This is a genomic window from Acinetobacter sp. CIP 102529, assembly GCF_000368325.1.
In the GTDB taxonomy this organism is placed as follows: Bacteria; Pseudomonadota; Gammaproteobacteria; order Pseudomonadales; family Moraxellaceae; genus Acinetobacter; species Acinetobacter parvus.
On record NZ_KB849353.1, the window covers coordinates 187,247 to 200,744 of the forward strand.

11 protein-coding genes are annotated in these 13,498 nt (G+C 44.2%); 5 read left to right on the plus strand and 6 right to left on the minus strand.

Annotated elements, in window-relative coordinates:
- Positions 1-69: 69 nt before the first annotated feature.
- The 3 genes from F972_RS01765 to F972_RS01775 form a co-directional block, all read right to left on the minus strand.
- Positions 70-945 carry an Hsp33 family molecular chaperone HslO gene (locus tag F972_RS01765; RefSeq protein ID WP_004680667.1) on the minus strand — a complete coding sequence of 292 codons (876 nt, stop codon included), beginning with the start codon at positions 943-945 and terminating at the stop codon, positions 70-72.
- Positions 946-1,063: 118 nt separating this feature from the next.
- Positions 1,064-2,881, minus strand: a complete 1,818-nt coding sequence (locus F972_RS01770) for a cation:proton antiporter domain-containing protein (RefSeq protein WP_004680666.1) — start codon at positions 2,879-2,881, stop codon at positions 1,064-1,066.
- Positions 2,882-2,918: 37 nt separating this feature from the next.
- On the minus strand, positions 2,919-5,144 hold the full coding sequence (locus tag F972_RS01775) for a primosomal protein N' (protein ID WP_004756249.1): 2,226 nt from the start codon (positions 5,142-5,144) through the stop codon (positions 2,919-2,921).
- Positions 5,145-5,306: 162 nt separating this feature from the next.
- On the opposite strand from F972_RS01775, the gene gspF reads away from it, so the two are divergent.
- The 3 genes from gspF to F972_RS01790 all read left to right on the plus strand — a co-directional run bounded on the left by gspF (position 5,307) and on the right by F972_RS01790 (position 7,663).
- On the plus strand, positions 5,307-6,512 hold the full coding sequence (gene gspF / locus F972_RS01780; RefSeq protein ID WP_004756247.1) for a type II secretion system inner membrane protein GspF: 1,206 nt from the start codon (positions 5,307-5,309) through the stop codon (positions 6,510-6,512).
- A gap of 8 nt (positions 6,513-6,520) precedes the next feature.
- Positions 6,521-7,054, plus strand: coding sequence for a type II secretion system major pseudopilin GspG (gene gspG, locus F972_RS01785; protein ID WP_004756246.1), 534 nt, complete (start codon positions 6,521-6,523; stop codon positions 7,052-7,054).
- A gap of 264 nt (positions 7,055-7,318) precedes the next feature.
- The gene (locus F972_RS01790) at positions 7,319-7,663 is read left to right on the plus strand and encodes a hypothetical protein (RefSeq protein WP_004756244.1); all 345 of its coding nucleotides are present in this window, start codon (positions 7,319-7,321) and stop codon (positions 7,661-7,663) included.
- Between the two features lie 55 nt (positions 7,664-7,718).
- Here F972_RS01790 and lnt read toward each other — a convergent pair whose 3' ends face one another.
- A complete protein-coding gene (lnt, locus tag F972_RS01795) occupies positions 7,719-9,278 on the minus strand; it encodes an apolipoprotein N-acyltransferase (protein WP_004756242.1) in 1,560 nt (519 codons plus the stop codon).
- The gene (locus F972_RS01800) at positions 9,275-10,114 is read right to left on the minus strand and encodes a CBS domain-containing protein (RefSeq protein WP_004756240.1); all 840 of its coding nucleotides are present in this window, start codon (positions 10,112-10,114) and stop codon (positions 9,275-9,277) included. Before F972_RS01800 ends, lnt begins: the two co-directional genes overlap by 4 nt.
- A 175-nt stretch (positions 10,115-10,289) precedes the next feature.
- Between F972_RS01800 and tusA the strand changes: the two genes are divergently transcribed.
- The gene (tusA, locus tag F972_RS01805) at positions 10,290-10,547 is read left to right on the plus strand and encodes a sulfurtransferase TusA (protein WP_004680654.1); all 258 of its coding nucleotides are present in this window, start codon (positions 10,290-10,292) and stop codon (positions 10,545-10,547) included.
- A 35-nt stretch (positions 10,548-10,582) separates the two neighbouring features.
- A complete protein-coding gene (locus F972_RS01810) occupies positions 10,583-11,377 on the plus strand; it encodes a tetratricopeptide repeat protein (protein ID WP_004763728.1) in 795 nt (264 codons plus the stop codon).
- Positions 11,378-11,640: 263 nt separating this feature from the next.
- On the opposite strand, the gene F972_RS01820 is transcribed toward F972_RS01810, so the two are convergent.
- Positions 11,641-13,353 carry an electron transfer flavoprotein-ubiquinone oxidoreductase gene (locus F972_RS01820; RefSeq protein ID WP_004763730.1) on the minus strand — a complete coding sequence of 571 codons (1,713 nt, stop codon included), beginning with the start codon at positions 13,351-13,353 and terminating at the stop codon, positions 11,641-11,643.
- Positions 13,354-13,498: the final 145 nt, after the last annotated feature.

Below are 13,498 nucleotides of genomic sequence, written 5' to 3' on the forward strand. Positions count from 1 at the left end.
CTTATCCAGTAGACCTTAACGTAAAATAAAAAAAGACGGCAGCCCGTCTTTTTTTATGAGAAAAATCAATTAACTCAAATGTTCACCAAATAAGGCCAAAGCCTCTTCGGCGGTAAATTCATAGCGTGCATTACAGAACTGGCAATCCATCTGAATTGGATTCTGTGCTTCCAGCGTTTCGTGTACCGCATCCACCCCAATCTGGATCAGCGCATTGGCACAGCGTTCCTTTGAACAGGTACAACCGAACTTTAATTGCTCAACATCAGGTAAACGTACCTCTTCCTCGTTATACAAACGATAGAGAATTTCATTGGCTGGTAGGTCGGTTAGCTCTTCTGGTTTTAGTGTTTCAGTCAGCATGGTCAGACGTGGCCATAAGTCCTCATCCACCAGTTTTTGTTCTTCCTCATTATTGCGCGGAAGCAACTGAATCAGTAAGCCACCCGAACGTTTACTGTTGGTTGCCAGAACAATATGTGTTGGAATCTGTGCAGACAGGTCATAATACTGCATCAGGCAACCTGCCAGTGTCGGTTGATCCAGTGGTACAATCCCCTGATAGCGTTCGCCATGCTCAGGTTCGATATTGATAAATAGAACAGGACTGCTCAGTGATGCAAGTACAGTACGGCTATCCGACCCCTCTACGAATCTTGGGTCATCTTCATAATCCGCCAGTGCGCGCACTTCACCCAAGTGGTTGCATTCCGCCATTGCCCACTTGAATGTGCCATTGGCTTGAATTTGCAGGCTGATACGGCCACGGATTTTAAGCGTGCTTGCCAGTAAGGCGGTGGCACTGAGCATTTCACCCAGCAGGCTTTGCACCGCAGGCATATATTCACGTTGTGCCAGAATGGTTTGCAGCGTTTCTTCCAAATGAACCACCTCACCGCGAACAGGGCAGTCTTCAATATAAAAGCGTTGGCGTAAATCAGACATCTTTTTCTCCAGTATTCCGTACAGCGCACAAACAACGCTTTGACTTGCCAAGTTTGAAAGACTTCACAAGTGGGTGAATGGCGGTATGCAGTCAATAATGGTGGCGCTTTACCAAAACTCAAGATGTTTCATGCGGCGATTTTGCAGCAGTTTGTGTCACCTGATCATCAGGCAAGCATTCTGGAGAAATAATTTTTATGTTTTCAAATAAATACTCAAGTTCAGCTAGTGCATTGGGATAATGGTCCATTGTTGCATACTGATCATGAGACCAGAGCGACTGATTCAGCAACTGTTGATCCTGCTGCTGGAACTGGCTGATTTGTACCTGTGCATCCGCAGTTGAACATCCAGTTTCAATCAGTGCCTGTTGGGCCATATCCACAGAAGATAAATAGGTTTCACGCCAAACATGCTGAATGCCCAAATCATGCAGTAAATGGGCATGATGACGGTCACGCGCACGTACCAGCAAGCTCAGGTCTGGATAATTTAAACGAAGATGACGAACCAGGTTCATGCTGTCCTCAACATCATCAATGGCAACAATCAGCAACTTGCAATATTCAATACCTGCCGCACGCAGATTTTCGACTTGGGTGACATCGGCATCCAGAAAATGGTGTCCATATTGTTCAATAAAGTCGGCATCGGGCTGGTTGCTGTCCATCACACTGAACTGCCTGCCTTGCGCATGTAAGGCGCGTGCAACGACTTGTCCAAAACGCCCAAAGCCCACGATCAGAATGGGATGCTGTGGCACATCCTGAATAGGTGCAGGCGTTTTTTTCTGTATCAGGGGTAAGATTTTGGCATTCATTAGCCAATACAGCAGTGGGGTGAGCAGCATCGAGCCAAATATGATCAGCAAGGTCGGTTGCAAAATCTCTTTGTTGAGTAACTGTTCGGTTTCTGCGATTTTTAGCAGAATAAAAGACACTTCACCGCTTTGTGTCAGCAGGATGGACAGTCCAAGGCTGAACTTGGTAGAACGGTGCTGATAATAACTGCATGCCGCAATCACAACGGTTTTAATCAGCAACAATCCAAGAATGCAACCCAGAATGAATAAAGGTGACTGTAGCAGGGGAGCCAGGGAAAGTCCCAGTCCTATGGCAAGGAACAACAACCCGATTGCCGCATCTCTAAAAGGGGAAATAATCCGTTCAACCTCTACCTTAAACTCAGTCTCTGCCAGTAAGATGCCTGCCAGAAAAGCGCCAATCAGTACATGGATATTCAGAATATCTATGATTAAAACCACTGAGAGAACAATCAATAATCCCAGAACTGGAATCAGCTCAATACTATGGCGATGTGCCAAAAAGCGAAAGGCAGGACGAACCAGATAACGGCTTGCGAGAAACAAGCCTGAAATGGTAGCAATAATCGCAGCGAAATAGGCGATTCCATGCTGGGTTGATGCGGTGTCTTCCAGTAGGGGAAACAAGCCAATCAGAACCACTGCAAACAAGCTGTGTAACTGTAGGCTGGATAGTGCAGTCTGCCCCAATTTACTGTTGATTTGTATTTTATTTTGAAGCAGTTGCTGTACAAGGGTGATGCATGACAGGGCAAGTGCAAAGCCCAGAATCATACTTTTTAGAAAATCCTGTAGGATGAAAAAACTGGCACTGACCAAGAAAATAATGCTAAGTAACAGTGGCAATCCACTATTGATCATCAGACTATGGCGCTGTACCCAGAGTTGTTGCGGTTTAAAGGCAAAGCCCAGAAACAACATCAACATGATCATGCCCAAGTCAGTCATTTGACTGATTAGCCCTGCATCATGAATCAGATTAAAAACACCAGAACCCAGCAATAGCCCTACGATTAGATAACCCAAAATAGAGGTTGAGGCATAGCGTTTTGCCAATGGTGCAAAGATTAAGGTCGCAAGCAATAATAAAATGATTTGTAGCAGTAAGGACATCTAATGCCTCAAATTTTTATGTTTCTCATATTCAGTTCTAACTAAACTCCTGTGGGTCCACATCAATCGACAGTCTCAGTTGATGCTGACGAGGTAAATGTACCACTTGTTGCCACCATTGACGTAAATAAAAATGCAGTTTTGCCCGATCAGCAGACAAAATCACCATGTGTGCCCGATAACGGCCTGCTTTACGTTCCATCGGTGCAGGAATAGGCCCCCAAATATCAACACTGTCTGTTGCCATCACTCTGAATTGCTGGGCAATCTCAGACAGGAATTGCTGACTATATTCTCTATCTTTGGATTCAACCCGAACCAGTGCAGCATAACGATAGGGTGGCAATAACGCTATTTTGCGTTCAGCCAGCATGTGCTTTGCCACAGTTCGATAATCATGTTCAATCAATGTGGTCAGCATGGGGTGGTCAGGACGCAGGCTTTGCAGATAGACATTGCCTTTGTGTTCACCACGGCCTGCACGACCTGCAACCTGAACAATCAACTGGGCAGTACGCTCTGGCGCACGGATATCCACACTTAATAATCCTGCATCTATATCCAGAATGGCAACTAGGGTGACGTGGGGGAAATGATGTCCTTTTGCCAGCATTTGCGTACCCAGCAAAATCGTGGGTTTGTTTTGCTGAATACGGTCATAAATCTTCTGCCAGCTCCCCACCCGACTGGTGCTGTCACGATCCACCCGAATCACATCGTGATGCGGAAACAGCTCATTCAGCTGTTCCTCAACTTTTGCTGTCCCTGCACCCAGACTTTTCAGCGTGTGTTGCTGACATTCAGGGCAGTGTTCAGGCAAACGCTGAATGGTACCGCAATGGTGACAATGCAAATAATGATAGGGTTGTGAATGCACAGTAAAGTGGGCATCGCAATGTGGGCAATTGGCTTGCCAGCCACAACTTTCACAGATCAACACAGGCGCATAGCCACGGCGGTTGAGAAAGATCAGTACCTGTTCCTTGCGTTCCAGTGTCTGCCTGATTTGCTCAATCAGGGGCTGACTGATGCTATGCTGTTTTTTTGCCACTTTCAGGTCAATTACATGCATCTTGGGTAGGCTTGCAACGCCAGCACGTTGGTTTAATTCAAGTAAATGTAATTTACCTGACTCGACCAAGTGGTAACTATCAATACTTGGTGTGGCTGACCCCAAAATTACGGGACATTGTTGCAGATGCCCCCGATAGAGTGCCACATCACGGGCATGGTAACGAAAACCCTCTTGTTGCTTATAGGAAAGATCATGTTCTTCATCCAGAATAATCAGGCCAAGACGGGGCAATGGCGTGTAAATTGCTGAGCGTGTGCCAATCACAATTGAAGCTTTACCCGTCTGGGCATGTTGCCAGGCCTGTAGGCGTTTTGAGTCATTCAGGCCTGAATGCAGCAAGGCTACATCACAGTGAAAGCGAGACTTAAAACGTGCAACGGTTTGCGGGGTCAGGCCAATTTCAGGCACCAGCACCAGCACCTGTTTGCCCTGTTTTAACACCTCATACATGACCTGCAAATAAACTTCAGTTTTACCACTGCCTGTTAAGCCATCCAGTAAAAAAGCCTGATAGTGATGCAGCGATTTTAAAATTTGTTCAATGGCTTGCTTTTGGTCTGGATTGGCTGTGAGTGGCATTTGTGCCAACTGTACAGGCATAGGCGTGAAATCATGCGGTTCAAGCTGACATTGCACCAGCCCCTTTTTTTCCAGTGCCTTCAGTGTGGCGGTTTCCACGCCGCTCAAGTTTAAAATATTCTCTGTGGTTCCGTGTGGATGCAGCTTCAGAATCTGGTAAGCATCATATTGTTTTTGCGAGCGTTTCAATAAGCCATTAGGGTCATCATGTGGAATGACTTTCCATTGATGAAACAGGATGTCCAGGGCGCGGCCTTGCCTGAGTAAGGTGGGTAAGGCGCTTTGTATGACTTCGCCAATTGGAAATTGGTAATATTGTGCTGACCATGTCAATAAAGTTAAAACTTTTTGGTCTAGAATCGCTTCATTATCGAGTAATTCCGTGATCGCCTTAAGCTTGAATTGACCTGTAAATGCCTCGTTTGGGTCAAGCTTTTCAGTGATGATACCAATGAGATTCTGCCGCCCGAAAGAAACCGCAACCCGTGCGCCAACCTGTGCCTGTGGATACTGCTCTGCACTGAGCGTATAGTCAAACGTGTCATAAATATAGACAGGAATGGCGACCCGAATACGGTAAACAACGGCGCTGGAATTTTGGTTCGGCATATTAGGCTTCAATCAGGTGTAAAATGGCATGACTGCATGTTGTTGAATTATGCTAAAGTGCTGTGCATTATGTCGATGAATTTCTTGCGGAACACTGGTTCCCCATCTCATACACGGATATAACGGTAACGACAACTATTTTGGGATAATTAGAACAGAACCATGCCTGCTTATCAATTTACTGCGCTTGATGCTTCAGGAAAGCAACATAAAGGTGTGCTTGAGGGAGATTCCGCGCGCCAAATCCGTCAACAGTTACGAGATAAAGCATGGACACCGATTGCGGTCGATGCGGTTGAACAAAAAGACAAACAGCAACAGCGCTCATGGTTTAGAAAGGGTTTTGGTGCCTATGATTTGGCGTTGATGACCCGTCAGCTTTCAGTGCTGGTTGCGGCAGGTATTCCGCTGGAAGAAGCCTTGCGTGCGGTCAGTAAACAAAGCGAAAAGGCCCATGTGCAAAACCTGTTAATTGCCGTGCGTTCTAAAGTGCTGGAAGGCCATTCACTGGCTCAGGCCATGCAGCAATCAGGTCGTTTTCCTGAGTTGTATATTGCTACGGTTGCGGCAGGGGAGCGTTCGGGGCATCTGGACCTGATTTTAGACCAGCTTTCAGACTACACTGAAAACCGCTTTGCCATGCAGAAGAAAATTCAGGGCGCGATGATCTACCCGATTATCCTGATGCTGATGTCATTCGGAATCGTGATGGGCTTGATGACCTACGTCGTGCCTGAAATCGTCAAAACCTTTGAGCAAAGCAAGGAAGCCTTGCCGTGGATTACGGTTCTGCTGATGAAAGCCAGTACCTTTATTCGCCATACCTGGATAGGAATGCTGATCCTTGCCGTAATCGCAATTATCCTATTTACCCGCTTTCTCAGAACCACAGCAGGGCATTATGCCTTTGACCGTTTAACGCTCAAGTTGCCACTGTTTGGTAAACTTTCACGTGGTATAAATGCAGCGCGTTTTGCCAGTACGCTGTCAATCCTGACCCGTTCGGGCGTACCTTTGGTTGAGGCATTACGCATTGGCGCGGAAGTGAGCAATAACTGGGTGATTCGCGATGCGATTGAAGTAGCGATGGAACGTGTAACAGAAGGTGGTAATTTGGCAACACAATTGGAGCGTTGCGGTTATTTCCCACCAATGATGGTACAAATGATTCGGAGTGGTGAAGCTTCGGGTGAACTGGACCGCATGCTGGATCGGGCATCGACCATGCAGGATCGGGAAGTTAGCACCTTTATCTCCACCTTGCTGGCATTACTGGAGCCGCTGATGCTGGTCTTTATGGCAGCCATTGTATTGGTGATTGTGATTGCAGTCATGTTGCCAATTATTAATATGAATAATATGATCTAGGAAATTTGATGTTTGAGATGAAAATGAATAATTCAGTGAGTGAACAGCATTCTAAGCATAATCCTAATTCTGCTACTCGAAGCACAGCTTCTCGTCTTGCGACCCGACCGAGCGTTGCTCGGTTTTCTCGGGTCTCAGGATTCACCTTAATCGAAGTGATGGTGGTGATTGTGATTTTAGGTGTATTGGCTGCGCTGATAGTACCTAACGTGATGGGGCGTGGCGAAAAAGCTAAAGTTGATACCACGCAAATTACTCTAAAAGGTGTTGCTGGCGCTTTAGACCAATATAAATTAGATAATGGGCGTTATCCAAGCATGCAGGATGGTGGTCTGGATGCCTTGGTAAACCAGCCTGCCTCTGCAAAGAACTGGTTGCCAGGTGGCTATGTCAAGGGTGGCTATCCTAAAGACAGCTGGGAAAATGACTTGCAGTACGTGATTCCGGGCCGTGAAGGCCGTGCATTTGATTTATATTCCTTTGGTGCGGATGGTAAAGAGGGCGGCGAGGGTAATGATGCTGATATTTATTATCAGCCATAATAACTAATCAAAAATATCACTTCACTTTTCAAATAAAATAAATCAGGAGTGAAGTGATAATGTTTCTTAATTCGTAAATAAAATATAATACTTTGAAAAATATAGAACTATTAAAATAGATGATATTTGAGAGTTATAATAAGAATTATTTCCATATTTAATAGTTACAAGAAATAGAAACTATGTAGGGAAATAGACTTTCTCTTTATATCGAAGCTTTGCATAATAAATTCAGACCATTTAAATCAAGTATGGAGTCATCAGATGAAAGCATTTTTTATGTTGGATGAACTGAATCAGTTTCATTGGACAATGCTTAAGTCTGTGTTGTTCATTTTAAGCCTGTTGCCCATCAGTGAGGGTGCCTTAAGCCTTTGGCAGACCACAGAGGGCAGTAGCCAGATTATGATTGGCTTTTTTGCATTAAGCATGTTGAGCGCATGGTTTGTACTGTGTTTCCTAAGTGCCTTAAAAACAACGGTATGGGATAATCAGGAGATGATTTCCAGATATGAGCAATTGTTGTTTAAAGTCTACCGCTATATTCCGATGTTATTTTTATCGAGTCTGGTTGCATATTTATCCGTGCAATTGCCATTGGCCTTGTAATTCAAAGATCAATCCCGTTATAAAAAAGAGCGTTGATTCAAACGCTCTTTTCATCTTACCGCCGTGATTTAAACGATACATCAACTTTACGTGGACGATAAATCCAGCCTACAACCAATAGAAGAATGGAGAAGATCAGAATAGGATAATCGCTGAAACGACTATATAAGGTTTGTCCCTGCATTGCAGGTAAATCACCACGTAATACAAACGCCTCATCCAAAGGTGCCTGTTTCACGATATGGCCATTGTGGTCAATAAACGCAGTCACGCCTGTATTGGTGGCGCGAATAAACCAGCGACCATTTTCCTTGGCGCGCATTTGCACCATTTGTAGATGTTGCCAAGGTCCAGCCGTTCCTGTAAACCAGGCATCATTTGAAACCGTGATTAAAAAGTCGCTATTCGATGCATTGCGGCGGGTGAGGTTCGGGTAGGCGACCTCATAGCAAATTGCGGCTGCGAGTGCATGACCTTTTACGATCAGTGGCTTCTGATTGGCTTCACCACGCGAGAAACCACTCATGCTGACATCGTTCTGCATGGCGGGCAGTACCCATTTCAACATGCCTGACAATGGAATGTACTCACCAAACGGCACTAAGCGTTGCTTTTTATACAGACCGTGAGAGTCGCTGCCCGAAGACATGAGGCTGTTGTAGTACAGTGGTTCACCCACCTGCTGTGATTTTGCCACGTCCCAATAGGGAATACCTGTGACCCATGCTGTATCTGTCTTTTTTGCCTGAGCTGCCATGGCCTCCAAAAATTCAGGAATATCGGTCTGGAACATTGGAATTGAAGATTCAGGCCAAACGATCAGGTCACGCCCCCATTCCGCACGGGTCAGGGTTGCATAAATCTCTAAAGTCTTGATCTGGTATTCAGTCAGCCATTTCAGGTCTTGAGGAATATTGCCCTGAATCAGAGACACGCTCAGTGGCTTTGCAGCTTTTGGCTGAACAAACTGGATGAATCCAGCCCCCCATGCTCCTAGCACCAGCAAGGCGGATGGAATGGCCCAAAACCAGCGCCGATTTAAAATTTCGACTAGCGCACATGCCAGCACAATGACCACAAATGAAACTGCATAAATACCAAATAAAGGTGCATAGCCATCCAGTAGCCGTTCAGTAAATGCATATCCAGCAAACAACCATGGGAAACCTGTAAATACCCAGGTTTTTGCCCATTCAAACATCACCCAGAGCGGGGCAAAGGTGAGTGGTGTTTCTGGGAAAAAGCGACGGTACAGCCATGTTTGAAAAGCAGTAAATAAGCCCATTGCGGCTGCCATAAAGACAATCATCAGGATGCTTAAAAAGGCATTGGTATCGCCATAGGTATGGATGGAGGTGTAGAGCCAGAACGCGCCGACAAACCATAAACCAAAACCATAGGCCCAACCCAGCACAAAGGCCTGCTTGGGATTCCTCTGGCGTAACACTGCATAAAGCAAGGCTGGCGATAGAATCGCCAGCCACCAGAAATTATAGGGTGCGAGTGCCAAGCTAAAGATTGCGCCTGAGATCAGCGCAATCAGCAGTGGAACAATAAAGGGAAGCTGTTTTTGTGGTTGAGATGAATTTAACAGCTTTTCAAAATAGCTTCTCATTGACGGACAGCTCGAATCAGATGAATAGTGCGTGCATCTGCTTCAATAATGGTAAATTGCCAATCCCCAAGCTCAATGGTCTGACCCTGTAAATCGCTGACTAAACCAATTTCTTGCAGCAGTAAGCCGCCCATAGTTTCAACTTCATCGTCAGAAAAATCAGCATCTAAAATAGTGTTGAAATGTTCAATGGGTGTAAGTGCTTGCACAATCCAGGTATTGGCTGTGGTTGGGTCATTGTCTGGCACGATATATAACGCTTCTTCATCGGCAATATCGTGTTCATCTTCAATTTCACCAACGATCTCTTCGAGAATGTCTTCAAGTGTCACCAGACCAGAGGTTGAGCCATATTCATCAATCACGATGGCAATATGGGTCTGGGTATTCTTTAACATGCGTAGCACCTGATCTGAGCGTGCACTTTCAGGCACAAATACAGGCTGGCGCATCAATGAACGAATATCGACTTTGACATTACGCTCAGTCAAAAAAGGTAAAAGGTCTTTTGCTAATAAAATACCAACAACATTATCACTTTGATCTGCTGAGAACACTGGGAAACGCGAATGTGCTGAATCAATCAGGATATCTAAAATATCCAATAACTGATCATCTTCCTGTAAGCTGATGATTGCAGTTCGAGGCGTCATGACTTCCCGAATTTTTGTTGCTGGTAGATCGAGAACACCCTCAAGCATAGCAACAGTATCTGGTTCTAAAAAACGACGTGAGTCTTGAACTAACCTGAGTAATTCATCGCGGGTTTCAGGTGCAGTACCTAACCACTTTCTTAAGCCACGCATACCCCACGACGGACTGGATTCCTCGACCATGATCTTTCCTAAAGACTCTGTATATCAATTAGATGATTTTCATCATACCGAAGAAAAAGCGGATATGCATTAATAAAACGATGCGAAAAATGTACAGTTTTTCAAAAAGCTGTTGATGATTTTTATCGACTTACTTTATGTTAAAATGTGAATATTAAAATATATGAGTATGATGATGTCCGAACAACCTCAACTTCCCACTGTTCAACTTAATACTAGAGGTTTACGTTGTCCTGAGCCTGTCATGATGTTGCATCAGGCTATCCGCAAGGCAAAGTCGGGTGATGTTGTGGAGGTGCTGGCAACCGACCCGTCAACCTCATGGGATATTCCAAAATTCTGTATGCATTTAGGGCATGAACTATTATTAAAAGAAGAAAGTCTCGATGAAAACAGTCACACTGAATATCGCTACTTGGTACAGAAAGGGTAGTCTGGATATTGAATTAAATTTGAGGAAATGGCCCAGTGAAATTAAAACAGCTTGAAAAACACATGTGGGTTTTTGAAACTTTGATTGATGAGGATATAGAGCAGCAATTTGATGAAGCATTGGAGTACTTGTCTCAAGGCAGTTTACTTGCATCAGAGCTGACTCTAACCAAGCTACTTTCTGAGTATCCCCAACATATTGATGCCTGGGTTCATCTTGGGTTGGTTTATGAATATTCTGGTCGAAAAATGGAATCTTATCTTGCTTTGCGTGAGGCTCATCGTATTGGATTGGCAGCATTTTCCACTACATTTAACTGGGATAAAGATTTATTAGAATGGGGCTTTATTGAGAACCGTCCATTTTTAAGGGCTTGCTTTAATTTAGCCTTACATTTGGCTGATACACCGATGGCTGTTGAAGCGGAGCAGATTTTTACAAGATTAGTGAAGATATCCCCAAATGATAATCAGGGAGCACGCTATCTGTTATTAAAACGCTTTCTTGAAACAGGGAATAAATTAAAATTGCAATGGCTGGATACCAAGTATCCAGAAGACCATAGCCCTGAATTTTTATATGGAAAAGTATTGTTTGCATTAATGCAGCAAGATATGGATAGAGCTAAAGCCACATTTTTTGAAGCAAAAGCTGCTTTTCCACTGGTTGCTCGAGAACTCAAGAAAAAACGTCATCCTAAACCTGCTGAATTTGAGGAGGGATATATCACTATGGGTGGGAAAGATCAGGCATTTGTTTACTGGAGAGAGTTTGGTCATCTTTGGGAATATGGAAGCCCCACTCATGAGTTTTTATTGGCCAATATATAGTCATGCTATGAATAAGCCCTGACATTTTGGGACAGGGCGATATATTTATTATGCTTCCTTGATCAGGCTATTTTTAAGCAAATTTTCAAACTTGGCTATCTCAGTAATTTCACGCCATTGAATATTCTGATGTTTGAGTTGCTTAAAAACCTTTCCTTTATCTGCATAAAAAGAAAAAATTGAGTTGATTTTAGCTCGAATGTTAAAAGAAACAAAGCCCCAATCTTTCAATCAGGGCTTTGAGTAATGACTATGATAATAGATTACATGTTAGGGTAATTAGGACCACCACCACCCTCAGGGGTTACCCAAGTAATGTTTTGTGAAGGGTCTTTAATGTCACAAGTCTTACAGTGTACACAGTTTGCTGCGTTAATCTGGAAGCGTTTGGAACCATCATCATTTTCCATGATTTCATAAACACCAGCAGGACAGTAGCGTTGAGCAGGCTCATCCCATTTCGGTAGGTTTACATTCACTGGAATCGATGGATCAGTCAATTTCAAATGCGCAGGCTGATTTTCTTCATGTACGGTATTTGATACAAATACTGAAGATAAACGGTCAAAGGTCAACTTACCATCTGGTTTTGGATAGTTTGGTTTGAACGTTGAGGTATCGACTGTTTTAAGCACAGCAAAGTCTTGCTGTAGATCATGCAAGGTAAATGGCACTTTAAGGATGTTTTGATCGATAAAGTTAAATGCGCCACCAATCCATTGACCAAACTTGTGCATCGCTGGGCCAAAGTTACGCGAGCTATATAACTCTTCTTTTAACCAAGAATTGTTATATTTTTCAGTGTATGCGGTTAATTCTTTGTCGAAATGATCTTCGCCTTCAAGTACACGAGCAATGGCAAGATCACCACCTTTCGCTACACCAGCAGCGATAGCTTCAAATACAGCCTCGCCACACAACATGCCAGATTTCATGGCAGTGTGAGAACCTTTGATTTTAGAGAAGTTCAAGAAACCTGCATCATCACCAATCAAACAACCACCTGGGAAAGTGAGTTTAGGTAAGGCATTAAAGCCACCTTTCACAACCGCACGGGCACCATAAGAAATACGTTTACCGCCTTCTAGGAATTGCTTAATTGTTGGGTGAGTTTTCCAACGTTGCATTTCCATGAATGGATACATGTGTGGATTTTCATAAGATAAATCAACAATCATACCCAACGTCACTTGGTTGTTTTCAGCGTGGTATAACCACCAACCACCAGACGAACCAGTTTCGTTCAATGGCCAACCTGCACCGTGCATCACTAAGCCCGGTTTGTGCTTCGCTGGGTCAATTTCCCAAAGTTCTTTAATACCAATACCATAATGTTGCGGATCAGCATCTTTATCTAGGTTATATTTAGCAATTAGGCGCTTACCAAGGTGACCGCGGCAGCCTTCTGCAAATAGGGTATATTTGGCATGAAGCTCATAACCTGGGGTGAAGTTATGCGTTGGCTCACCATTTTTGCCAATGCCCATATCACCCGTCTGGATACCTTTTACAGTACCATCTTCATGGTAAAGAATTTCAGAAGCGGCGAAGCCAGGGAAAATTGAAACTTCCAGTTCTTCCGCTTTTTGACCTAACCAGCGAACAACGTTACCGAGGGAAATCACATAGTTCCCTTTGTTGTGCATTGATTTTGGTACCATCCAATACGGCATTTTTTGTGCCTTGGTATCAGAAAGCAGGAAATAGGTTTCGTCGCCTGTTACAGGAACATTGAGTGGCGCGCCTTCTTCTTTCCAGTTCGGAAACAGTTCATTCATGGCGCGTGGTTCAAGTACAGCACCAGAAAGGATATGCGCACCTACTTCAGAGCCTTTTTCAACAACACACACAGTAAGGTCTGGTAGGTTGTTTTCAATCGCTAGTTGACGAATTTTAATCGCAGCAGATAAACCCGCAGGCCCTGCGCCTACGATCACTACGTCAAACTCCATCGCTTCACGTTCGATGTGTTCCATGTAGGACTCCTCATATTTTTAAGGGTGGCAACCGTAATATTGCGATTCGGTGCTGCCATGAGTGTTCTGTATTGCCAAGCACAAAGACACTATTGTACTTGCAAACGTTTGGGATAGTATAGTTTTAAACCTTGGGCTCGCCAAT

Coding starts and splice junctions, on each gene's coding strand:
- F972_RS01770 (WP_004680666.1), bottom strand. CDS start 2,881: ATGTCCTTACTGCTACAAATCATTTTATTATTGCTTGCGACCTTAATC.
- F972_RS01765 (WP_004680667.1), bottom strand. CDS start 945: ATGTCTGATTTACGCCAACGCTTTTATATTGAAGACTGCCCTGTTCGC.
- F972_RS01790 (WP_004756244.1), top strand. CDS start 7,319: ATGAAAGCATTTTTTATGTTGGATGAACTGAATCAGTTTCATTGGACA.
- tusA (WP_004680654.1), top strand. CDS start 10,290: ATGTCCGAACAACCTCAACTTCCCACTGTTCAACTTAATACTAGAGGT.
- gspF (WP_004756247.1), top strand. CDS start 5,307: ATGCCTGCTTATCAATTTACTGCGCTTGATGCTTCAGGAAAGCAACAT.
- F972_RS01775 (WP_004756249.1), bottom strand. CDS start 5,144: ATGCCGAACCAAAATTCCAGCGCCGTTGTTTACCGTATTCGGGTCGCC.
- lnt (WP_004756242.1), bottom strand. CDS start 9,278: ATGAGAAGCTATTTTGAAAAGCTGTTAAATTCATCTCAACCACAAAAA.
- F972_RS01800 (WP_004756240.1), bottom strand. CDS start 10,114: ATGGTCGAGGAATCCAGTCCGTCGTGGGGTATGCGTGGCTTAAGAAAG.
- gspG (WP_004756246.1), top strand. CDS start 6,521: ATGTTTGAGATGAAAATGAATAATTCAGTGAGTGAACAGCATTCTAAG.
- F972_RS01820 (WP_004763730.1), bottom strand. CDS start 13,353: ATGGAACACATCGAACGTGAAGCGATGGAGTTTGACGTAGTGATCGTA.